This window comes from Tepidiforma sp., from assembly GCF_034432735.1.
GTDB lineage: Bacteria > Chloroflexota > Dehalococcoidia > Tepidiformales > Tepidiformaceae > Tepidiforma.
On record NZ_DAOUBJ010000108.1, the window covers coordinates 1 to 21,380 of the forward strand.

Consider the following 21,380-nt stretch of genomic DNA (forward strand, 5'->3'; position numbering starts at 1 on the left):
CTGGAGGGTGTCCTCGCGCACGATGAGGCCGGTGCCGAAGTCGGGGCTGCCCAGCGCAAAGAAGGTGTCGGCGGACTCCTTGAGTTGGCCGATCACCGTGACCTCCGTGATCTTGCCAGTCCCGGGATCGCGAAGCTTCAGCCTAAAGGGTTCGAAGCCATCGGTCAGTGGCTTCAAACGAAGTCGCTGGTTGCCGGCACCGAAGAAGCCCTGCTGGGCGGCGGTGATGTCCGCAGGCAGTAGCGCCAAGTTCGGCTGTTCCGCGAGCGCGCGCCAGACGGCAGCATCGTCAGCGTAGCCAGCAGCACGGAACTTCAGCTTCAGCGATTGCGCGGCGATGAAGCCTTCGTCCACACCGAAAATCTTGATTCGGCTGAATGGGGCAACGTCCCCGTTCTCGGTATTGACGAACCCGTCCCGGTTCTCTACTTCGACCTCATCCTGACTCGCGATGCGGGCTCGACCGATGGCTTCGATGGGCGCTGTGTCGACCCCTGCGGCGGTCAAGGTGGCGTCCAAGTTGTCCACCGGGTTGTTCTCGTTCACCACGCCGACAACGTCGAAACCTCCTTTTGCCTCGTCGTTCAGGAACAACGCGGCAAAATTCGTGTTGATGGTCGACATCATGACGAGGGAAAACATGATGAGCCCGATCATCGCCATGGTCATCCCGGTACGGAACCGAGATGTGAGCGGATAGGCGACCGCAGTCTTGATGGCGGGAACGATGCGGCCGAACCGGCTCCCGAGGCTGGCGAGTGCGGGCAGGATAATGTCGGCGTTGTAGACGACGATGAACACGCCACAGGTAACCATCACGACGCCGCTGAGGAAGAACATCTCGATGTCACCTTCGAGCGGGCCGGTCACTGCCTCCAGCCATTGGCTCGGCGTGTACCAAAGCATGAGCAGCAAGGCGCTCGTCACCGTGAACGCTGCGCGCTCGGAAATGCCGAAATAGCGCAGGGTAACGGCGGCCCAGAGGAAGAGCGTCGAGACGCCGAGCAGGAAAAAGAACGAGCTGTCACGGTCGAGACCACCGTACGTAAGGGCGACCCCCGCAATCCCGAATGCGATCGCAGTCGCTGCCGTCCACGGTACCCGGACGCGCCAGGTTTGGAGCATGGCGACGAGGAAGGCGAGGGGCCAGACGACGAGCGCGGCGGCGGCGAGCCAGAGCGGGAGTTTATCCGGCTTGCGGTCTCGCGTGATTCGTACGAGGAGCAGGGCAATCGCATACCAAGGGAGTACCAGCACCCATCCGAGCACGGGCACGAACACACCGACGAGCCACGGCCAGCGTGGCGCCGGCTCGCCGGTGCGGCGGCTTCTCGGCCCGGCGACGTCGCTGTTGCGCAGGACGTAGAACCACGGGCTGACCAGCCCGATGACGACCAACGGGAGACCGAGAACGAGCCCCGGCACTCCAAAGAGGAGGAAGGCGACACCAATCGGTAGGCTGTAGGCGGCAATTCCGTTGACTGCCGCACGGTAATAGCCCCGCCACGTGGAAGCTTCCGGGTCGATCGGGCTCGTCTCGGGCAAGTCGCGGATGGCCGCCGTGATGTTGATTCGGCTCGCGCGCCAGGATGCCATCAGGATCACGAGGAAGGTCGCGATGATGCCGAGGCTGAAGGCAGTCACCATACTGCGGAGCGTGAAGCTGACGGTCAGGTCGAGCCCGAGGCTCTCGCCACCGAAGTACTCGATGATGCGCACCATGGCGACCGTGACGGCCATGCCGGCGAAGAGGCCGACGACAGCCGAACCGAGGTCATAGCCCATGCCTTCCGCGAGGAACGACTCGACGATCTGTCGCCGCTTCGCTCCAACAGCCCGTGCCATGCCTATCTCCGGCTTCCGCTCGGCGGCGAGCATCACGAAGATCAAAAAGATGAGCAGGATGCCCGCTGCGATCGAGAAGAGACCGAACACGACAAAAACGGCGGTGAATGCGGAGCCAACGAGCTCGGCGGTGTCGACGAGCTGCTTCTTGAGGGGGATGACCTGGTAGGGCGTTCCCTCGAGCAGTCGCTCCAGGCGGTCGGTGGCGGCATCGGAGCGAGCCAGCCCCGCGTGCGGCCCCCCAACGTTCGAGACCAGGACGCCATCGGCGACATCGCCACGGCCGGTGAGTTCGGTGAAGGTGGCGAAGTCGACCGCTCCCCCTCGCATCGCGAACGGGTCGGCCGCGCCGGAAAGGACGTTCGACGGCGTGATGGCAGCGACCGTGAATTCCACCGGGGTACCTTGGTAGAACAAGACGACGACGTCTCCCACGCGGGCGTCGATCTGTTCGGCAAGATCCCTGTTCACGGCGATGGCGTTCCCAGATAGCTCGACTGGGGCGCCCGCGAGATCGCGAAGACCTCCGAGCGCAGCCGCGTCTTCCTTCCGGAAGGCGACGATCCTGGCCGATGGTTCGTTCAGACGGGTCCTGGTGTTGACGATCGGAAGGGTTTCGCGCTGAAACGGAACGACCGCCTCGATGTTGGGGTCGCCAGCGAGCTGCTCCTTCCAGGCATCGACGGTCGCGAGTGGGATAACCTGCGCCTCGCGCGGCGCCGGATTCTTCTCCACGTCCCAGTTGATGTATTCGTCGGTCTCGCCCAGGATTCCGTAGACCTGGGAGCTTACCGAGGAGGTAAGGGTATCCCCGGTGCCGAACGCCGCGCTCATGATGAGGGTCGAGAGCATCAGCCCGATGATGATGAGGGCCGTCTGTGCCCGGCGCCGGGGGATGTTTCGCAGGCCAAGTTTGAACATCACCGGGTTTCGCCAGGCGATGTAGCCGATCGCGACGAGTATCAGCGCGGTCAGAGCCACGCACACCGAGGCGATGAGCGTCATCGAAACGCCGAAAAGTTCGTTCATCGTCGTTTACTCCGCGCCGCCAGCTGCGACGAAGGCCTCCATCGCTTCACGGCTGTCTTCTCGGACAATTTGTCCATCAGCCATGTGAATGGTGCGGTGGCAGCGCGCAGCGACCTTCGGGTCGTGCGTCACGATGACGCAGGTCTGATGCTCCGCTGCGTTGAGCTCGACGATCAGGTCCATGATGTCGTTGGCTGTCTTCGAATCGAGCGCGCCGGTCGGTTCGTCCGCCCAGACGATGGACGGGTGATTGACGAGTGCGCGGGCGATGGTGACACGCTGGCGCTGGCCGCCCGAAAGCTGCGCTGGCCGCTGGTTGGCCCACGCGCGCAGTCCGACCCGGTCGAGAGCCTCGAGCGCCTTTTCTCGTGCGACCTTCGGCTTCGTGCCCGAAACGATGAGCGGAAGCTCGACGTTTTCTACGGCGCTGAGAACGGGCAGGAGGTTGTAGGTCTGAAAGACGAACCCCATGTCCCGCGCCCGAAATTCGGTTCTCCGGTCGTCGGGCATGTGGGCGATGTCGTGTCCAGCGATGAACACCTCTCCGGAGTCGAACTCGTCGAGCCCCGAAAAACAGTTCAACAACGTGGTTTTCCCGCAGCCTGACGGCCCCATGATCGCGACCATTTCGCCGCGCCGGACTTGGAGACTCACCCCTCGCAGCGCCTGGACCTGCACGGTGCCGGTGTCGTAGGTCTTTACCACGTCCCGGGCATCGATGACGATGTCGCTCCCAAAGTCAGTCATCAGATTCAGCCTCCAGATTGGTCGTTACGTAAGACGCCTGCCACGAATCGTGATTTCGAGCGCCAGCGTCGCGCCTGTGCTTCGCGGTGCCCCCCGGGCAGGCCCTGGACGTCGTCAAGCCGCCAGTGTGACCTCCATGGCGAGAGCCCGGCCGTCTTCATCGAACCCCCACGCCTTCCATCGTCGGGCTTCGCGGGCGAGAAGGTTCCGGTCATAGGTCATCCTGGGGCGGAGCCCGAGTGGAAACTGGGATACGTTCGCAGGTCCGAGTCGCAAGAGCTGGGTACGAGCGGCGTCGAGCTCTCGGGCGATGGCGTCGACATCGAATCCCATCGCGCCTTTCGGCTCGCGGTACGGCCCGAGGTAAGCCAGGGCGGTTGTGAGGAGTCGCACCGCGCCGGGATACCGACGCCGTTCGAGGTGAACGTAGGCGGCCGCCGCTTGGATCAGCCCCTTGTACAGGTCGCGGATGGTGCCCCGCTCGAACTGCCAGACTTCCTCGAGGTGCTCGTGCGACTCGTAGAACCGACCATCGTTGAAGTCCTCGCAGAACCGGTCGAGTGCCTCTGGTACGACCAAGACCCGGGTAACGAATTGCTTCTTCCCCATCTCTAAACCCCTACCTTACAGGTTGAATGTTGCTGACCCAAAGCCCGGAACCCCTCAGAATGGCGCCTGCTGACTATTTTTGACAGGAGTACGGCCGTGGCCGACGCCCACCATACGCCGAATAACCCCGACGCTGCCCCGATGCACACCGATGTGCGCGAGAGTTTCGACCCTGGGGCGGTCGCGTTTTGCTATGTCCTCACGTTCCTCGCGCTCGCCGCGGGGATCGTCTCGGGGCTCGTCTTGATCAACGAATAGGCATTCGCTGGCTTACCAGCCAGTATTTTCTCGCGGACTTCACGTAAGTTCCGGTTCTTGTCGCTCGTCGCTGTGTATCATCCGCCAATGGACGCCTCCTCCGCGCGCGCCCATCCTGGGGATAGAGTCCTGCTGCGGGCCACGAAGTTCGATGGTGCGGCCCACTGGATTCAGCCGTTCCGCGTTCTCTCCGACGATGGGAATCTGCTAGTCACCTCCTACCGCGCGCGCACCCCGATTTACACGTCCCGGGGGGAGTTTCGTTCCCCTTACGATTCCGTGGTCTACTTTTGGCGAGACCGCTGGTACAACGTCTTTCGGCTCGCGCGCCCGGGCTGCTCGACGGCCCTGTGGTACTGCAACGTCACCACGCCGCCCACGTTCGACGGCTGCCAGATTGGATATGTAGACCTGGATCTCGACGTGAAAGTCTATCCGGGCGGGTGCATCGAGCTGCTGGACGAAGATGAGTTCGAGCAGCATCGCCGGGAGTACGGGTACCCGGCGGATATCGTCGACCGAGCCTGTGCGGCAGCTGCCGAGCTGATGGAGCTGGCGCGCGCCGGCCGCTTTCCCTTCACGTGGGGCTACCAACCGATGCGCGAACGCACCGGTCCCCGTACGCTTTAGTCCGGATGACCGATACACGCACCATCAGGTCTTACCTCGAATCGCTGGTCGAGGAAGCGACCCGCGCTGCCGTGGCGGCAGGCGACCTGCCCGATATCGCCCTGCCCGGGCCAGCTCTGGAACGCCCCAAAGACCCAGCCAACGGCGATTTCGCCTCGACCCTTCCCTTGCGGCTCGCACGAGCCGCGATGCGTCCACCGATCGAGATTGCGAACGCCATCGCGAAGCACGTTCCGGCTGACCCCGTCATCGAGCGGCCTCACGTCGCGGCCCCTGGCTTCATCAATTTCACCCTCTCGGCCGGCTTCCTCCAGCAGCAGGTCGAGCACATCATCGCGGCTGGCCCGGAATACGCGGATCCAGACATCGGTCAGGGCCGGAGCGCCCAGGTCGAGTTCGTCTCAGCCAATCCGACGGGGCCGCTCCATGTTGGCAATGGGCGCGGAGCGGCGATCGGTGATGCGCTCGCGAACGCGCTGGAAGCAGCCGGCTACCGTGTCGAGCGGGAGTATTACATCAACGACGCCGGGACTCAGACGGACTACTTCGCGGAAACGCTGTATGCGCGCTATCAGCAGGCCTTCGGCCGGGATGTAGCGCTCCCGCCGGATGGCTACCCGGGCACGTACATGGTCGAGCTTGCCGAAGAGGTGAAGGCTCGCCACGGCGACGGCTTCCTGCGGCCGCCCGGCGAGCCCGTTCCCCCCGAGCTCGCCGAGCTCGGGATCGAACTGATGGTCGACCGCATTCGACGTACCCTCGAAAACTTCGGTGTCCGCTACGACCGCTGGTACTCCGAGAAGTCGCTCTACGAGCCGGGCGGTGCCTACGAACGAGCGATGGCCATCCTGCGCGAGAACGGCATGCTCGTCGAGCGCGATGGAGCGCTCTGGTTCGCCTCGAGCGAACTGGGCGAAGACAAGGACAACGTGGTCGTGCGTTCCGATGGGCGCCCTACCTACTATGCCTCGGACATTGCGTACCACTGGGACAAGTTCGTCCGCCGCGGCTTCCACCTGGTCATCGACGTCTGGGGAGCGGACCACCACGGCCACGTTTCGCGCCTGAAGACCGCCACCAAGGCTGTCGGCGCCGATCCCGACGCCCTGCACATCCTGCTCTACCAGCTGGTTACCTTGAAACGCGGCGGCGAGGTTGTCCGGTTGTCGAAGCGCAGTGGCGAAATCATCACGCTCGATGAGCTTATCGACGAAGTTGGAAGCGATGCCGCGCGTTTCTTCTTTCTCCTTCGCTCACCGGGTGCCCAGATGGACTTCGACCTGGACCTCGCCGTTCGCCAGTCGTCGGAGAATCCCGTCTTCTACGTGCAGTACGCGCATGCTCGCCTTTGCTCGATCCTCGAGCGGGCCCGGGAGCAGGGCCTCGGCCCAGAAGGGGGGGACGTCTCGCTGCTCACGGCCCCTCATGAACTGGCCCTCGTCCGCGAGATGATGCGTCTCACGGACGTGATCGAGCTCGTCGCAACGCGTTTCGAACCCCAACACCTCCCACATTACGCTCAGGAACTCGCCACGGCCTTCCACGCGTTCAATGACGCGTTCAAACAGCAAAACGACCCCTCATTGAAGGTCATCACCGAAGACCAACGTCTTAGCCGGGCCCGGTTGCGGCTCGTGCTCGCTGCCCGTATCGCTCTCGCGCGCGTCCTTGCGCTCATGGGCATGTCGGCTCCGGAGCGGATGTGAGGGCCCGCGCTCGCGGCACGATGATTTCCCCCGCTTCTGGCGTGCCGAATCGGTCGCTCGGTTGCGTGCCGTGCTGCGCGACCGCCCAAGCCGCTAACGCGCAGAGGGCGGCGTCGAGCCGGTCTTCCAAGGCCTTGGCGGCTCGCCCTTCGAGGCAAGCGGTTTCCCGGCGGGCCAGCGTCGAAACGTCGAGCTCGAATCCGAGTTGGCCAGCTGCGCGCTCGAGGAGGGCGTGGTAAGCGGCCAGGCCCTCCCGACGACCCGCGAGCGTTCCGCGCTTGTAGACCGGCGGGCGGTCGGCCCCGAGTAGTGTCACGGTGAGTGCTCGGGGAAAGGTCTCGAACGCGAAGCGCCCCTCGGCTAGCGGCCTGCTCGGCGGGGCGAGTGCCCAGCCCGCCCTGCGGAGCTCGCGTCCGAGCTTGGGGCCGGCGGTGAGTCCTTTGCGCTCGAGAAAGTCACCGCCGACGTGGTAGGCCAGAATGCCGTGATGGCCAAGTGCTGCTCGCAATTGGTTCTCGGCGCGGCGGCTTGGGCCCACAATCAACGGTGCGTCGATCGCCGCGACAACGCCTCCCGGCAGCGCTTGGAGCCACGCGGCGATCTCGTCCGGCGTCAGCGTCGCGGTCCATGTCCGAATCGTCGCCGAGGACTGGGCGTCGATAAGGGCGAACCCGGACGGTCTCCTACCGGTCCACGAGAGGTCGATGCCGACGCACCGCATATCGCCACGGTAGCCCACCGCCACTTCCCTATGCCACCATGGTGGCGATGGGACAACACGCCGGCGCTGGTGACCTCCCCGTCTCGGTCAGCGGACGTCCGGCGATCGACGTGGCCCGCGAATGCGCTCGCACGGCACGCGACATCATCCGAGCCCGGGTCGCCAATACGACGATCACTGGGGTGAAGGGTCGCGGGAACGTCGTTACCGCGACAGACTTCGAGGTCGAGCACACCATTCTCGGTCTGCTCCAGCGGGAGTATCCGGGGCACGCGGTCCTGAGCGAAGAGACAGCATCGGCAACGGTGTCGGATGGCTGGATGTGGGTGGTGGATCCGGTCGATGGAACGAAGAACTTCTCGCGTGGCCTCCCGATGTTCGCATTCACGATCGCGCTTTGCTGCAAGGGCCGTGCGGTCCTCGGCCTCACGACACACGCCTTGACCGGTACCGAAGTCGTCGCTTTGGAGGGAGCTGGCTGCCGAGTCGACGGCGTCACTGCTCGACTGAGCGGTTGCTCCCGAGTGGCGGATGCCGTGGTTGCCATCGACCTCGGGTACGATGCTGGTCGCGCCCGAGACCAACTCGACCTCGCCCGGCGCCTCTGGCCGGGCATGCAGTCGCTTCGTATCCCGGGCTCGGCAGCGCTCGGCTTCGCGGGGCTCGCAGCCGGGTGGTGGGACCTTTACATCCACGGCGACCTGCAACCATGGGATCTCGCCGCCGGCCTCGTCATCGTCCGAGAAGCCGGCGGTACGGTCGTCGAGTGGGATGGGCGTCCCGCCAGCCTCCGATCACCTGCCGTCCTCGCGGGGGCCGAACTGGTCGTGGAGGATCTGCTCCGGTTGGCCGTGTCCAGCGATGCGGAGTAAAACTTCCGAACACCAGAAAACTCCGAGCCGGGGCTCCTGACGTGACCGCTATCTCCGAGATCGCCCACCAGTTCATCGATGACCTCGCCGATGCCGACCCGGTTGGGGCGACCCTGATGGGCGTCCCCGGCCGCGACCATTTGCTCACTGACTATGACCCGGAGGGATTCGAACGCCTCGCCGACCTACGGAGGAGGTACCGGCACCTTCTCACCTCAGTGCAAACGGAGCACGACCGTGACCGAATCGCGCGGGACGGGATGCTCGAGTACCTCGAGCTTCGGGATGCGCTCCACGATGCGCAGGAGCACTACTACCTCAGCGGATTCCGCAATCCGGCGACCACGATGCGGATGGTTTTCGACCTGATGCCTCGGGAGTCCATGGACGACTGGGCGACCGTCAAACAGCGAATGGCGGCCTACCCGAGCGCCATCGGGAAGTACCGGGTGTTACTCGAGCACGCATTGGAGCGGGGCATCCGAAGCCCGCGCCGTCAAGTCTCGGAAGCCATTCGTCAGCTGCGCGCTTATGGCGGCGCCACCGGGACGGCCTATTTCCTCACCCTCGCTTCAGCGGCTCCCGAAACGCTCCCCGTGAGCTTGAGAGACGAACTGGCACGCGCTGCGGAGGGTGCCTCGCAGGCCATGCTGGACCTGGCAGATTACCTTGCCGGTTCCGCGATGGAAGCGGCGACCGAGCGCGATGGCGTCGGCGAAGACCGCTACCAGCTCTCGTCGCAGGCTTTCAACGGCATCGAACTGGACCTCAGGGAGACCTACGAGTGGGGTTGGGAAGAGCTCGACCGCATCGAGCGGGAGACGATCCGTACCTGCGACCGGATTCTCCCAGGTGCGTCCATCGCGGAGATGCGCGAGTTCCTCGAGTCCGACCCGGCGCGGGCCATCGAGGGAGTGGACAACTTCCGCCGATGGATGCAAGAACTCCAAGACCGAACGATCGCCGAACTCGACGGCCGGCATTTCGACATTCCCGCTCCCGTTCGCCGCATCGAAGCCATGATCGCACCGCCGGGCGGTGCCCTGGCCATGTACTACACGAGCCCCTCGGAGGACTTTACTCGCCCAGGGCGAACCTGGTACCCGACTGGGGGAAAGACAAGGTTCCCGCTTTGGGGAGAGGTCTCCATCGCTTACCACGAAGGCGTACCCGGGCACCATCTCGAGCGGGCCAACGCCAAATACCTTTCTGGGACGCTCAGCCGGTTTCAGCGCCTGCTGGGGGGAACTTCAGGCTACATCGAAGGCTGGGCGCTTTATGCCGAACGCCTCATGGCCGAACTCGGCTATCTCGAAGTCCCCGAGTATTACTTTGGAATGCTCCGCGCTCAGGCCCTCCGAGCGGTCCGAGTGATCGTCGACATCGGTATGCACCTGGAACTGGAAATTCCGGCAGGGCAGCCGTTTCATCCCGGCGAGCGCTGGACGGCCGAACTCGGCCAGGAGTTCTGCAACGAACGCTCGCAGTTCCCGGTTGAGTTCATGGAGAGCGAAGTTGTCCGCTACCTCGGAATGCCGGGGCAGGCAATCAGCTACAAAGTCGGCGAGCGCTGCTGGCTCTCGGCCCGCGAGCACGCGCAGCGTCGCCTCGGCCCCGCGTTCGACCTCAAGGCCTGGCACAAGGCGGCTCTCGACCTCGGACCAATGGGGCTTGCCCAAATGCTGCGCGAGCTCGCTCGGTTGACGGGCGGACCTTCCCCGGCCGCCTGAGCCGCCGTAGACTTCCGGCCCGTGAAATCGGAAATCGTCGCCATTGGCACCGAGATCTTGCTCGGCGAGATCGTGGATACCAACAGCGCCTGGATCGCCCAGCGCCTGCCCGAACTCGGCATCGATCTCCTCTACACCTCGGTAGTCGGGGACAACCTCGGGCGCATCGTCGAGACGCTCGACCGGGCGTGGCATCGCTCCGACCTCGTCATTACCACGGGCGGTCTCGGACCGACGGACGACGACCTGACGCGGGAGGCAATCGCGCGTGTGCTCGGAGAGGATGTCTATGTCGATCCCGGGCTCGAGCGGCGAGTCCGCGCGTGGTTCGAGGGGCGCGGTTATCCCATGCCCGAGTCGAATATCAAGCAAGCATGGCTTATCCCTAGCGCGCGCCCCATCGAGAATCCCCGCGGCACCGCTCCCGGCTGGTGGGTCGAACGCGATGGACGCATCATCGTGTCCATGCCGGGCGTTCCCGCCGAGATGGAGCGGATGTGGCTTCGAGAAGTACAGCCCCAGCTCGAGCAGCGTTTTGCCGGCGAGGTTCTGGTGACTCGTACCCTCAAGACGGTCGGCCTCGGTGAGGGCACGGTCGACGAGATGGCGCGGCCGCTCTATGCCACCCCAGGCATCGGAATCGGCACCTACGCCCGCGCGGATGGCGTCCACCTTCGAATCGGGGCCAAGGCCCCAACGCGCGAAGAGGCCTGGGCGCGGATCCGTCCGGTCGAGGAAGCGCTCGAACGCATTTTCGGTAACGCGATTTGGGGCAAGGACGACGACACCTTCGAAGGTCACATCGCAGACTTGATGCACGAGCGGCGAGCGACGCTCGCTGTCATGGAGTCGTGTACCGGCGGCCTGCTCTCGAGCACACTGACCGACGTTCCGGGTGCGAGTGGCTACTTCGTCGCCGGGCTTGTCACGTACCAGACCGAGCAGAAGGTCGCGTTCGGTGTCCCTGCCGAAGTCATCGCCGAGTACGGAGTCGTATCGCCGGAGACTGCCCGAGCGATGGCGTCGGCGGTGCGCGAGCGCATCGGGACGGACTACGGCGTCGGTGTGACTGGCGTCGCCGGACCGGACCCACAGGATGGCATCGCGCCTGGGACGGTGCACGTCGCCGTGGCGACGCCTGACGGGGAAACCTACGTGATTTCGACCGCAATGAACCAGGGCCGCCAGGCGGTCAAGCGGCGCGCAGTGACGACGGCGATGCTCCTGCTTCGGCGTGCGCTCCTTGGTCAACTTGCGGGGCGGCCAGCCTGACGTTCGAGTAGTTCGGGTAGCGCGTCCGCGATGGAGGCCACGCGCCGGATGTTCGATCCGGTGAGCCAGCGGTTCCTTCGCCAGTCGACGAGGAAAATGGTCGGCACGAGCTCCGCGAGCCAAGCCGCGGTGAATGGGTCGTCTTCGAAATGGGCCACCGGAGCGAGTTCGCCGACGACGCGCACTTTGAACTGGGCCGACGTTTCAGCCGGGGACGGACGCATGTGGAGTTCCGGCACGTGCCCGAGATGCGTCCGGAACCACCGTTCCGTGAAGCGGCGTGCCTGCTCGCCGCGGGCTGTGACGACCACGCAGCGATACACGGCCTCGAGTCTCGCGAACGCCTCGAGCGCGCGAGGCATCGGCTTCCGCCCAATGTAGCGCCATCGCTCCGTGAGCCAGAGCAGGCCCGCCTTCCCTTGGGCATCGCGCCGTTTGCGCCGACCCGAACCCGGGTTGATGCCCAAAGGAGGTCGGCAAAGCACACCGTCGAGGTCGAACGTCAGCAGGCGCTCGGACACGCCGAAGAGCGTACCCGGTCTGGCGCGTAGGGACCTGCTTTGGCAGCGTGGTCGCCGGATGGACGTATTGACTGGCCTCGGGCTGGCCTCTGCTGCATTCGCCGCGGGCGCCATCAATGCCGTCGCAGGCGGAGGCTCGTTGGTCAGCTTCCCGGCACTGCTGGCCGCCGGCTATCCATCGAAGGCGGCAAACGTCACCAACACCGTCGCGCTTTGGCCGGGATACGTCGGCGGGAGTATCGGGTACCGGGGCGAGCTCAGACGACAGCGCGGGCGGATCGTGGCTCTGGCTGTTCCGAGCGTCCTCGGGGCACTCGCAGGGTCGACGATCCTGCTCGTCACGCCGGATTCCGCCTTCGACGCCATCGTTCCGTTTCTCATCCTTTTCGCCTGCGGCGTGATGGCCTTTCAGGGTCCACTCGCCCGCCTTGCGCGGACGCCGCGTTCGCGGACCGAGAAGGAAGCGCCCGTGACCCCGGCGGTCTACCTGACGGTGTTCGTGCTGGCCATCTACGGTGCCTACTTTGGGGGAGGGCTCGGCATCATCATGCTGGCTGCGTTAGCGATTCTCCTCCCCGACGATCTTCAGCGCTCGAATGCCCTCAAGGGGCTTCTCTCGGCCGTGATCAACTTCGCTGCGGTCGCGTACTTCGCGGCCTTCGGGCCCGTCGCGTGGCGGGCAGTGGTGGTAATGGCAGCCGGCGCGCTGGCCGGCGGCTATCTCGGTGCAGGGCTCGCTCGGCGACTTGGGCCGAACCGATTGCGACTGGCCGTGATCGCCTACGGGGTGGTCGCCGCGCTCGTCCTCCTCTGGCGATAGCCTCGCTTTCGCCCGGGGAATCGGCCGCAGCTATACTTGCATCCACGTCAAACCCCCAGGAGCTCGCCATGCTGTTTTCCGTTCGGCTGGTTTCCCGGCAGCCGCACGATATGCCCTCCGACCAGTGGCAGGCGCTCGTTTCCGAGCAGCTCCGCGCCGTGCGTGCCCAGTACGACCAGGGCAAGATTCGTGCCATTTACCGTGAGGCCGGCGTTGGCGTCCTCGCCATTTACGACGCTACAGACGCCAGGGAGATGGACACGCTGATCGCTTCGCTGCCACTGGCACGGTATTTCGTCGAAACGACGGTCCACGCGCTCTGGGATATGGTCCCTTCACTCCCGCCGGCGTAGCAATATGTCAAGCAATACGCTTTCCATCGAAGACTTCAAGGGAGCGCTCGGATCGTGGGCATCTGGTGTTACGGTGGTAACGACCGAACTCGATGGCCTGGTGTACGGCATTACGGTGTCGAGCTTCTCGTCGCTATCGGTCGACCCGGTGCTGGTGCTGGTGAGCCTGGCCGATTCGAATCAGCTTCCTGGCATGATCCGGCGCTCGGAGCGGTTCGCGGTAAGCATTCTTGCTGCGGGCCAGGAGCCTGTGTCGAAATATTTTGCGACGTCGGGTCGAGAACCAGCGCCCGCGTTTGCCCCGGAAATCTCGACCGAAAGATGGCTAACCGGCTGTCCCCTCATCCCGGGTGCTATCGCACAGCTCGACTGCGAACTCCACGAGGCGCTTCCGGGCGGTGACCACACGATCGTTATCGGAAGGGTCGTCGGTGCACGATACGACCCGGAACGGGCGCCGCTCGTGTACTTTCGCCGCGCCTATCGCTCACTCGCGGGGGTTTAAGCTATGGCCGTCAAAGTCCTCATCGAGCGTCGCGTGCTGCCTGGCCATGAGCGCATCATCCTCGATCTGCTCCGCCAGCTACGCATCCGCTGCCTCGATGAGCCGGGGTACATCTCGGGCGAGACTCTTCGCGATAGCGACGACCCGCACAACATCATCGTTATCAGCACCTGGTTCGGTCTCGGCGATTGGAAGCGCTGGTCCCAATCTCCCGACCGACGAGACTTCGAGGCGCGGATTCGCCAGCACCTCGCCGCGCCGGAGCGGGTGCGGGTACTGCTCGAAGGTCTTTCCGAACAACTCTCGGGAGCCTGAACTGTTCACTCGGTCAGCGGAAACTTTGCGCAATTCTGCACAAGCGGGGTAGTATCCCGTCCGGAGGTTTCGCCGTGTCACCTGCCCTGGCTTTCCTTGGAGTTTCCATTCTCGGCACGTGGGGGATTGCGAGTATTGGCCTCATTGCCGGGGGGATCATTCTGTTGTTCTTCCCTGGCGACCCGGTCACTGCGTCGGACAACACGCTGGGTGGCATCGTCCTGCTGGTCGCTGGGCTGGTCTCCGGTGGGCTGATGCAAGTTGTCGTCGCGCCACTGCTCGGGCTCGACGCGCCGGTCCCTATCCGAGCTCGCGAGATTCGTCCGCATACCGAAATGACCCGCTGGGCCCGTGTGGGCCTGTTGCGCGAGCTGCCCGATGGGATGCCCAAGGAAGTTCGGGCTCGTGCTCAACGGGTCGTGCTCGTCCGCACCGGCGATAACGTCCACGCACTGAACGCGCTGTGCTCCCACGCTCGGCTGCCGCTGGCGGGCTTTCCGGGTTCTCCCATTCGCCCGGAGCCAGTGCGCGACAACTGCGTGATGTGCCCGTTCCATGGTGCACGGTTCGATATCTCGACAGGCAAGGTTGTACGCCAGCCGTTCTCGTCGCAGTTCAACAACGAGCATCCCTTCCTGGGTGGTATCCAGTCGAAGATTTTCAAGCTCCTGCGCTTCATCCCTATGCCGTACCAGGCGTTCCCTGTTCCTCGGTTCGCTCGGCCGACGCTCACCGCTGAGGACCTTCAGACGTACCCCGTGAAGGTGGAGAACGGCGAAGTCTACGTCGGTCTGCCGCGATAAGTACCCCTTCCGCCGATGAGTGGCGTCAGGCATGCTCGGTGCATGCCTGACGTTCTTTCCTGGCGGAAACGCTTCCCGATCCTCGCCAACAAGACGTACTTGATCAATAACTCGCTCGGGGCCATGCCGGACTCGGTACCGGCGGCTCTTGCCGAGTACACGAACCTTTGGGCGACCGAGGGCGTCGTGGCGTGGGACACGTGGCTCCCCGAGGTCGCGCGCGTGGCGTCAATCTTGGAAGACATTGCGCACGCTCCGCGCGGTTCCATGACGATGTGCCAGAACGTGACGAACGCGGTTGCGGAGCTCCTTTCGTGCCTCGAATACGAGCCGCCGCAGAACCGCATCGTCCTCTGTGCCGGCGAATTCCCCACCATCGAGTATCTTGTCCACGGGCAGCGCGCGCTCGGAGCCGAGGTCGTCCGCGTCGGAGGGGACCCGCTCACCTTTCCAGCTGAGGAGCTCGTCGAAGCCATCGACCAGCGAACGCTTCTGGTCGTCGTTTCGCACGTCCTGTTCCGGACGGCTGAGCTCGTCGATGTCCGCCCGATCATCGAGCGAGCCCACGCCTTCGGAGCACTCGTGTTGCTCGATGTGTATCAATCGATGGGTGCCGTTCCATTCGATGTCACCGAACTCGGGGTAGATTTCATGGTGGGCGGGTCCGTGAAATGGCTGTGTGGCGGTCCCGGAGCTGGCTACGTCTACGTTCGACCCGACCTCGTCGACCGGCTCGAGCCTCGGATGGTTGGCTGGTTCTCGCATGCCCGGCCCTTCGGATTCGAACCGCCGCCCGTCGATTTGGCCCCCGGCATCGCCCGGTTCACTGGCGGGACGCCCAACATTCCCGCCTACTATCAGGCGCGGGAGGGGTATCGCATCATCCGGGAAGTTGGCGTGGATGCCATCCGCGCGAAATCGCTGCACCAGACGACGCTCCTGATCGAAGGTGCCCTCGAGCGCGGCTTTATGGTTCGCACTCCGCTGGATCCTGCCCGGCGCGGAAATCACGTGACGGTGGACCTCCCCGCCGCCGACCGCGTGAAGGACGAATTGATTCGGCGCGGCTTCGTCGTCGACCACCGTCCTGGAGCGGGTATTCGTATCGCTCCGCATTTTTTCAACACCGATGACGAGTGCGTTGCAGTGCTCGAGGAGATGCGTGCGATCGTGCAGGGTGGGTTGCCTCAGGAGTAGCGGAAAAACCCGCGCCCGGTCTTTCTGCCGAGGTGGCCGAGGCTTACCAGACGACGCAGCAGGGTGGGCGCCTTGAACCGTGGCTCGCCGTACTCCTCGAACATGCTTTCGGCAATCGCTTTGAGCGTATCGAGGCCGATCAGGTCGGCTGTCGCGAGGGGACCCATCGCGTGGTTCAGCCCGACGCGGCAGGCGAGGTCGATGTCCTCAGCGGAGGCGACGCCCGTCTGGAGGAGCTCGATGGCGTCGAAGATGAACGGAACGAGGAGCCGGTTGGCGATGAACCCGGGGGTGTCCTTTACCTGAACGGTTACCCTATCGAGCTGCTGGCATAGCTGGAGTGCGTCCTGAAGCGTCTCTTCCGTGGTGGACGCCGTGGAGACGATCTCGACCAACTTCAGCGCCCATGGTGGGTTGAAGAAATGGAGGCCGATGACCCGCTCGGGGCGGCCGGATGCTGCGGCGAGGTCGCTCAGCGGTAGTGAACTCGTGTTGCTGGCCAGGAGCGCATCCGGGCGACAGACTTCACCGAGCCGGCGGAAGATGCGCGACTTTACGTCGAGGTCTTCGACCACTGCCTCGATTACCGCTTCAGCGCGGGCCACCGACGTCAGCGAATCGATATCGGCGGCGCCGTGGAGACGCTCGCTCGCCGCTTCGGCCGATGCCTGGGTGATTCGGCCCCGTTCCGCTTCGCGGGAGAGCCTGGAGCGAACCCCCGCGATGGCGCGGGCAACGCGCTCTTCATCGACGTCGACCAAGGTGACTTCGCACCCGTGATAGGCCGCGACCTGCGCGATTCCGCTCCCCATGAGTCCAGCCCCGATCACCCCGAGCTTCTCCACCCGCATGTTGTCCTCCGTGGACTATGGATAGATACATGCGATGTATCGCAGGGTATGCGGTTGCGGTCAAACTCGCCCGCCATCCAGGAAACCCCTTCGCACCGGCCGAACGAGTTGCTACGATGCGCCCCGCTCAATCGCACAGGCGAGGAACGGAGCATGGAGAAGGTACGCTGGATCGAAGACGCCCCCTACAACCCGAAGGCGTCGTTTTGGACACGCGCGAATGTCGGCGAAGTGCTCCCCGAACCTCCGAGCCCAGCTGGCTGGGATCTCGTCTTCGCGAATGGGGGCACGATTCGCGGCTGGCGGGACTGTGCCGTCAACCGCCTGGGCGTCGGCGATGACGAACTCGACCCCGACCCGAATCGGTGCGATTTCATCGGGCTCATCGGCGGTTATGGGTACCTCAATGCGACCTGGATCCGGGTTTGGGGCGAACGAACGCCTGGCATGTCTGCCGCCGCTATCGATGCTGCCTATTTCGGCGACCACCCGGACGTCCCACCTTATGTGAAAGAACCATGGCACGAAAACCCGCGAACCACAGCGACCATGGAGCGATGGCTGGCCTGGGTGTTGGGCGACATGGATCAGTCGGAGCTCGAGGCAGACCGCCTGCTCGCCCGACAAGTGCGGGCGGAACGACCGGACCTCACTGCGCTCTCCGATGCCGAGCTCCTCGACCGCGCGGTTTCCATGCGGCCCCTCTGCCGCCGCATGTTCGACCAGCACATCAACCAGAGTGGTGCGGCATCGATCGGGCCGGGCGCCATCGCGGCTATCTGCGCGGGTATCGGGCGGCCGATGGATGCCATGAAGCTCATCGCGGGCCTCGGCGGCGTGGATTCGGCGGCGCCGTCGTACGCGATGTGGGAGCTGAGTCGCCAGGTGCGCGCCTCCGCAGAGTTGAACCGTCAATTCGAAAACGGCCCGAACGGTCTCTACGAGCGCCTCCGTGCTTCGAACCATCCCGATGTGCAGCGGTTCCTCTCAGCATTCGCGGAGTTCCTCGCCGAGTATGGTTCGCGCGGTCCGAACGAGTGGGACATCATGGCGGACACGTGGGAGACGAATCCCGACCTCGCGTTAGCCGCCATCGACCGGATGCGCTTGAGCGGTGACGATGGCTCGCCGGCAGCGAGAAACGCTGAAAGGGTCAGAGAGAGGGAACGCGTCCGAAGCGAGGTTCGCGAAGCGCTCGCCAACGACCCTGCGACGCTGGCTCAATTCGACGCTGCCATGAAGAGCGCCCTGACGTTCGTTCCGGGACGGGAACGTTCGAAGACCAACATCATCCGCGTGATCGAGGAGTCGCGCGTCGCCATGCGCGAACTCGGGAGGCGGGCCGTGGAGCGGGGCCAGCTCGACCGATCGCAGGACATTTGCTTCCTCTTCGAAGACGAATTGCGCGCCTACGTCGAAGGACGCCTCCCCGAGCTTCGGAGCCTTGTCGAGCCGCGCAAGCGCTACTACGACTGGCTGCTCTCGTTGGAGCCACCCTTCATCATCAACGGGACGCCGCCGGAGAACACCACCTGGAAACGCCGAACCGACCATACCGCGACGGTGGCGAAACCCGGGGACGTTATCCAGGGCCTGCCTGGCTGCCCCGGGAAGGCGCGGGGCACGGCACGCGTCGTGCTCGATCCCCTCGACCCGACGGTCCTCGCACCGGGAGACATCCTCGTAGCTCCGATGACCGATCCGGCGTGGACCCCCCTCTTCGTCCCGGCTGCAGGGGTCGTGGTCGACGTGGGTGCAACATTGAGCCACGCCATCATCGTCAGCCGCGAACTGGGCATTCCGTGCGTCGTCTCGGCGACCGATGCGACGAAGCGGATTCCCGACGGGGCGACGGTCGAGGTGGATGGCGATACGGGCACAGTGACAGTGATTGGCGTCCCCTGAAGGCGCGAGTTCCCGATTTGACCGAAAAGCTGGCAGACTACCGCTACGCGAACTCGCCCGATGCCGCCGTGCCCGCTGAGGAGTGCGGAGGCTAGGCACCTGGAGGACCCATGGCCATACCCGAGCAGAGCCTGATTACCGACGAGCATCGCGCTGTGATCGGTCGCAAGAGTGATCCCGTCACGGTCACCATTCGCGAGGAGGACGCGCGGCGAATGCGTGACGTGCTCGGCGACACCGACCCGCGTTACGCTGACGGTACCGGAATAGCACCGCCCTACGTCATCGCCATTCTGGGGGGAGCGCCCCGCCGTGGGATGCCTCAGATTCTTCCGGGCGGGCTCCTGACTCAGCAGGAGTGGCGCTTCTCCCGACCGTTCCGTATCGGCGAGCAACTGCAAGCTATCTCGCAGGTGTACGACATCCGGGATCGCCTTGGCGGGCGCTACGGCTACAGCGTGCTCGTCACCCAAGGTACCGACTACTACGACGTCGACGGCAATCACGTAGCGGCAGCGATGATCACCATCACCCAGTTCGACCCCAAAATGGCCGGCGGGGGCGAGGAATGAGCCAGCGCTTTTTCGAAGACGTCAACGTCGACGACGAACTCGACCCCCTCGAACGGGTACCGACCACCGACATGGCGATCGACTTTTTCGGCCGCGACAACCCGACGAACCCGGCCTTCGCCGACGCCGAAGCCGGCAAACGACTCGGAGTCGGCGGTGCGCTCGTCCCGGGACTCCTGAAGCTCGCCTGGATAACCCAGTACGTGAGCGACTGGGCCGGAACCGAGGGGATGGTCCGGAGTGTTCGGGCAGCTTACAGGCGGCCGGATATCGCCGACCGTCCGCTCGTGCTCGCGGGTCGAGTCGTCGAGAAGCGCGTAGAGGATGGCGCCCACCTCGTCGAGTTGGAAGTGGTAACCCTTGCCGAGGGCCAGCCGAGCACACGCGCGAACGTGCAAGTGCAGCTCCCATCACGGGGCTGAACATCGCAACCCGTCCCATTCCTGCTAGGCTGGTAGTTGCAATTGCAACGAGGTGTGCATCGATGCCAGCCATCACTGCAGAAAACCAGCTCGCCCTTCCGCGCATCGAGAGACCAGGTCCGGAGTCTCGCCCGCGGCCGGCATGGCTGGTGACCACTGCCCGGACGCAGCTCGAAGGGGAAGGGTTCCAGGTTCGCCGTCCGTTTCCTGGGCTCGAAGTCGGCATCGCCGATCCGTTCCTGCTGCTCGACCACATCGGGGCCGTGGAATACGCCCCCGGTGAGGCGAAAGGGGCTCCGTGGCATCCCCACCGCGGATTCGAGACAGTCACCTACATGATCGATGGAGCCCTCGAACACCACGACTCCACCGGTGGCGGTGGTTACATCGCCGACGGTGCCACTCAGTGGATGACAGCCGGTGCCGGCATCCTTCACGACGAGGTCCCTCCGGCATGGCTTGTCCAAAAGGGCGGGCTGTTCCACGGTGTGCAGCTGTGGGTCAACCTTCCAGCGTCCATGAAGTGGTCGCCGCCGCGCTACCAGGATATTGGCGCGCGTGCAGTCACACTCTTGGCGAGCTTCGATGGCGGTGCGCTGGTTCGGCTGATCGCTGGCGAACTGGGCGGTCATCGTGGCCCGGGCGTCACATTCACCCCCATCACCTTGGCCCATGTGACGCTGGCGCCCGGCACGCGCCTGGAAACTCCCTGGCGACGGGACTTCAACGCGCTCGTCTATGCCCTGAACGGGCGGGGCCGCGCGGGCGAGGAGCGACGCCCATTCGGCGAGGGACAGCTCGTCGTTTTCGGAAACGGCGACCATCTGGTGGTCGAGGCCGATGAACTACAGGATGCCCGTTCGCCGAACCTCGACGTCCTCGTCCTCGGCGGACGGCCGATCCGGGAGCCCGTCGTGTTTCACGGTCCGTTCGTGATGAATTCTCGCGAAGAGATCGTCCAGGCAATCCGCGACTACCACGCCGGGCGGATGGGACACATTCCGCCGACCCGCATGGACTTTTCCCACCTAGTCGGTGAGCATATCGACCAGGACCGTGGGGGCACCCGCCGGTGAATCAGCGCGAACGTGTCGCTCGAGCAGCCGCCTTCTTCGAAGGTTGCGACGACCTGCCCTTGCTCTACCGGCTCATCGGCGAAGCCGCGCCCAGGGCGAGGAAGTACGTGGCAACACTGCTGGCCCGTGGTGGCGAGGAGACGGTTCCCCCGCCCGCCGACCTTCGTGCCGCCCGTGAAGCTGCTTCGCAGGAAGAGGCACTCGGGACTTTCGAAGAGACGGACGATTTCGCTCTCTTCCAGGTGCTCGCGCGAGCCATCGGGAGGCGAATCGAGGCCCTCGAGATCATCGCGAGTGCGGAATTCCCGGTCGGCACGCGCGTGGTCGTCCCGAAGGCATCGCGCTATCCAGCAGGCGCCCCGGAACTTCCCGGGACGGTCGAGCAGTCGGGCACCCAATTGACCGTTCTGCTCGATAACGGCGAGACCTGGGAAGGGCCGCCCAGCGTCGTGCGACGGGAGGTCACTCGCTGACCCATCGGTCGGTGACGCCCCGAACCGGAGACCGGCTCGTTTACCTGCTCCTCGACGGGGTCCTACTTGCGGTGAACGGCACGATGGGCACATCGCCGTCGGCCAGGTAGAAGCCGTACCCGACGGACCGCTTCCGGACTGGTGATGC

22 protein-coding genes are annotated in these 21,380 nt (G+C 64.7%); 16 read left to right on the plus strand and 6 right to left on the minus strand.

What is annotated here, in order from left to right; genetic code table 11:
- The 3 genes from VAE53_RS10085 to VAE53_RS10095 form a co-directional block, all read right to left on the minus strand.
- Positions 1–2,874, minus strand: a 2,874-nt coding sequence (locus tag VAE53_RS10085) for an FtsX-like permease family protein (protein WP_322819249.1), incomplete at its 3' end; no start/stop codon positions are given.
- Between the two features lie 6 nt (positions 2,875–2,880).
- Entirely contained in the window at positions 2,881–3,621 is a 741-nt protein-coding gene (locus tag VAE53_RS10090) for an ABC transporter ATP-binding protein (RefSeq protein ID WP_322819250.1), read from the minus strand.
- A gap of 114 nt (positions 3,622–3,735) precedes the next feature.
- The gene (locus VAE53_RS10095) at positions 3,736–4,230 is read right to left on the minus strand and encodes a DUF309 domain-containing protein (RefSeq protein ID WP_322819251.1); all 495 of its coding nucleotides are present in this window, start codon (positions 4,228–4,230) and stop codon (positions 3,736–3,738) included.
- A 345-nt stretch (positions 4,231–4,575) separates the two neighbouring features.
- Here VAE53_RS10095 and VAE53_RS10100 point away from each other — a divergent pair, with 345 nt between their 5' ends.
- Both VAE53_RS10100 and argS read left to right on the plus strand, forming a co-directional pair.
- Positions 4,576–5,118 carry a DUF402 domain-containing protein gene (locus VAE53_RS10100; RefSeq protein WP_322819252.1) on the plus strand — a complete coding sequence of 181 codons (543 nt, stop codon included), beginning with the start codon at positions 4,576–4,578 and terminating at the stop codon, positions 5,116–5,118.
- Positions 5,070–6,824 (plus strand): arginine--tRNA ligase, encoded by a 1,755-nt coding sequence (gene argS, locus VAE53_RS10105; protein WP_322819253.1) that lies wholly within the window; start codon positions 5,070–5,072, stop codon positions 6,822–6,824. Before VAE53_RS10100 ends, argS begins: the two co-directional genes overlap by 49 nt.
- Here the strand turns inward: argS and VAE53_RS10110 are convergent.
- Complete coding sequence (locus VAE53_RS10110; protein ID WP_322819254.1) at positions 6,793–7,563, minus strand: DUF429 domain-containing protein; 771 nt, start codon at positions 7,561–7,563, stop codon at positions 6,793–6,795. The two genes, argS and VAE53_RS10110, sit on opposite strands and share 32 nt — an antisense overlap.
- A 29-nt stretch (positions 7,564–7,592) precedes the next feature.
- Between VAE53_RS10110 and VAE53_RS10115 the strand changes: the two genes are divergently transcribed.
- Genes VAE53_RS10115 through VAE53_RS10125 form a run of 3 tightly spaced genes read left to right on the plus strand, consistent with a single transcriptional unit; the run spans position 7,593 to position 11,419 of the window.
- The gene (locus VAE53_RS10115) at positions 7,593–8,417 is read left to right on the plus strand and encodes an inositol monophosphatase family protein (RefSeq protein WP_322819255.1); all 825 of its coding nucleotides are present in this window, start codon (positions 7,593–7,595) and stop codon (positions 8,415–8,417) included.
- 41 nt (positions 8,418–8,458) lie between these two features.
- Positions 8,459–10,147, plus strand: coding sequence for a DUF885 domain-containing protein (locus VAE53_RS10120; protein ID WP_322819256.1), 1,689 nt, complete (start codon positions 8,459–8,461; stop codon positions 10,145–10,147).
- Between the two features lie 21 nt (positions 10,148–10,168).
- Entirely contained in the window at positions 10,169–11,419 is a 1,251-nt protein-coding gene (locus VAE53_RS10125; RefSeq protein ID WP_322819257.1) for a competence/damage-inducible protein A, read from the plus strand.
- Here VAE53_RS10125 and VAE53_RS10130 read toward each other — a convergent pair.
- Entirely contained in the window at positions 11,395–11,940 is a 546-nt protein-coding gene (locus VAE53_RS10130; RefSeq protein ID WP_322819258.1) for a hypothetical protein, read from the minus strand. The genes VAE53_RS10125 and VAE53_RS10130 overlap by 25 nt on opposite strands.
- A gap of 58 nt (positions 11,941–11,998) precedes the next feature.
- Here VAE53_RS10130 and VAE53_RS10135 point away from each other — a divergent pair, with 58 nt between their 5' ends.
- From VAE53_RS10135 to VAE53_RS10160, 6 genes are all read left to right on the plus strand, one after another.
- On the plus strand, positions 11,999–12,760 hold the full coding sequence (locus VAE53_RS10135) for a sulfite exporter TauE/SafE family protein (protein WP_322819259.1): 762 nt from the start codon (positions 11,999–12,001) through the stop codon (positions 12,758–12,760).
- A 68-nt stretch (positions 12,761–12,828) separates the two neighbouring features.
- Positions 12,829–13,113: a muconolactone Delta-isomerase family protein gene (locus tag VAE53_RS10140; protein ID WP_322819260.1), complete on the plus strand. Its 285-nt coding sequence runs from the start codon at positions 12,829–12,831 to the stop codon at positions 13,111–13,113.
- A gap of 4 nt (positions 13,114–13,117) precedes the next feature.
- Positions 13,118–13,618 carry a flavin reductase family protein gene (locus VAE53_RS10145; RefSeq protein ID WP_322819261.1) on the plus strand — a complete coding sequence of 167 codons (501 nt, stop codon included), beginning with the start codon at positions 13,118–13,120 and terminating at the stop codon, positions 13,616–13,618.
- Between the two features lie 3 nt (positions 13,619–13,621).
- The gene (locus VAE53_RS10150) at positions 13,622–13,933 is read left to right on the plus strand and encodes an antibiotic biosynthesis monooxygenase family protein (RefSeq protein WP_322819262.1); all 312 of its coding nucleotides are present in this window, start codon (positions 13,622–13,624) and stop codon (positions 13,931–13,933) included.
- Between the two features lie 74 nt (positions 13,934–14,007).
- Entirely contained in the window at positions 14,008–14,736 is a 729-nt protein-coding gene (locus VAE53_RS10155; protein ID WP_322819263.1) for a Rieske 2Fe-2S domain-containing protein, read from the plus strand.
- A gap of 42 nt (positions 14,737–14,778) precedes the next feature.
- On the plus strand, positions 14,779–15,933 hold the full coding sequence (locus tag VAE53_RS10160; protein WP_322819264.1) for an aminotransferase class V-fold PLP-dependent enzyme: 1,155 nt from the start codon (positions 14,779–14,781) through the stop codon (positions 15,931–15,933).
- Here the strand turns inward: VAE53_RS10160 and VAE53_RS10165 are convergent.
- Positions 15,924–16,784: a 3-hydroxyacyl-CoA dehydrogenase NAD-binding domain-containing protein gene (locus VAE53_RS10165; RefSeq protein WP_322819265.1), complete on the minus strand. Its 861-nt coding sequence runs from the start codon at positions 16,782–16,784 to the stop codon at positions 15,924–15,926. The genes VAE53_RS10160 and VAE53_RS10165 overlap by 10 nt on opposite strands.
- 153 nt (positions 16,785–16,937) lie before the next feature.
- Between VAE53_RS10165 and VAE53_RS10170 the strand changes: the two genes are divergently transcribed.
- From VAE53_RS10170 to VAE53_RS10190, 5 genes are all read left to right on the plus strand, one after another.
- Positions 16,938–18,689, plus strand: a complete 1,752-nt coding sequence (locus VAE53_RS10170) for a PEP-utilizing enzyme (protein ID WP_322819266.1) — start codon at positions 16,938–16,940, stop codon at positions 18,687–18,689.
- 110 nt (positions 18,690–18,799) lie between these two features.
- The gene (locus VAE53_RS10175; RefSeq protein WP_322819267.1) at positions 18,800–19,261 is read left to right on the plus strand and encodes a MaoC family dehydratase N-terminal domain-containing protein; all 462 of its coding nucleotides are present in this window, start codon (positions 18,800–18,802) and stop codon (positions 19,259–19,261) included.
- Positions 19,258–19,683 carry a hypothetical protein gene (locus VAE53_RS10180; protein WP_322819268.1) on the plus strand — a complete coding sequence of 142 codons (426 nt, stop codon included), beginning with the start codon at positions 19,258–19,260 and terminating at the stop codon, positions 19,681–19,683. The genes VAE53_RS10175 and VAE53_RS10180 overlap by 4 nt, the downstream gene beginning before the upstream one ends.
- 62 nt (positions 19,684–19,745) lie before the next feature.
- Complete coding sequence (locus VAE53_RS10185; RefSeq protein WP_322819269.1) at positions 19,746–20,759, plus strand: pirin family protein; 1,014 nt, start codon at positions 19,746–19,748, stop codon at positions 20,757–20,759.
- A gap of 59 nt (positions 20,760–20,818) precedes the next feature.
- Positions 20,819–21,232 (plus strand): hypothetical protein, encoded by a 414-nt coding sequence (locus tag VAE53_RS10190; protein ID WP_322819270.1) that lies wholly within the window; start codon positions 20,819–20,821, stop codon positions 21,230–21,232.
- Positions 21,233–21,380 lie beyond the last annotated feature (148 nt).

Coding starts and splice junctions, on each gene's coding strand:
- VAE53_RS10145 (WP_322819261.1), top strand. CDS start 13,118: ATGTCAAGCAATACGCTTTCCATCGAAGACTTCAAGGGAGCGCTCGGA.
- VAE53_RS10150 (WP_322819262.1), top strand. CDS start 13,622: ATGGCCGTCAAAGTCCTCATCGAGCGTCGCGTGCTGCCTGGCCATGAG.
- VAE53_RS10140 (WP_322819260.1), top strand. CDS start 12,829: ATGCTGTTTTCCGTTCGGCTGGTTTCCCGGCAGCCGCACGATATGCCC.
- VAE53_RS10115 (WP_322819255.1), top strand. CDS start 7,593: ATGGGACAACACGCCGGCGCTGGTGACCTCCCCGTCTCGGTCAGCGGA.
- VAE53_RS10160 (WP_322819264.1), top strand. CDS start 14,779: ATGCCTGACGTTCTTTCCTGGCGGAAACGCTTCCCGATCCTCGCCAAC.
- VAE53_RS10100 (WP_322819252.1), top strand. CDS start 4,576: ATGGACGCCTCCTCCGCGCGCGCCCATCCTGGGGATAGAGTCCTGCTG.
- VAE53_RS10170 (WP_322819266.1), top strand. CDS start 16,938: ATGGAGAAGGTACGCTGGATCGAAGACGCCCCCTACAACCCGAAGGCG.
- VAE53_RS10090 (WP_322819250.1), bottom strand. CDS start 3,621: ATGACTGACTTTGGGAGCGACATCGTCATCGATGCCCGGGACGTGGTA.
- VAE53_RS10095 (WP_322819251.1), bottom strand. CDS start 4,230: ATGGGGAAGAAGCAATTCGTTACCCGGGTCTTGGTCGTACCAGAGGCA.
- VAE53_RS10180 (WP_322819268.1), top strand. CDS start 19,258: ATGAGCCAGCGCTTTTTCGAAGACGTCAACGTCGACGACGAACTCGAC.
- VAE53_RS10185 (WP_322819269.1), top strand. CDS start 19,746: ATGCCAGCCATCACTGCAGAAAACCAGCTCGCCCTTCCGCGCATCGAG.
- VAE53_RS10175 (WP_322819267.1), top strand. CDS start 18,800: ATGGCCATACCCGAGCAGAGCCTGATTACCGACGAGCATCGCGCTGTG.
- VAE53_RS10165 (WP_322819265.1), bottom strand. CDS start 16,784: ATGCGGGTGGAGAAGCTCGGGGTGATCGGGGCTGGACTCATGGGGAGC.
- VAE53_RS10135 (WP_322819259.1), top strand. CDS start 11,999: ATGGACGTATTGACTGGCCTCGGGCTGGCCTCTGCTGCATTCGCCGCG.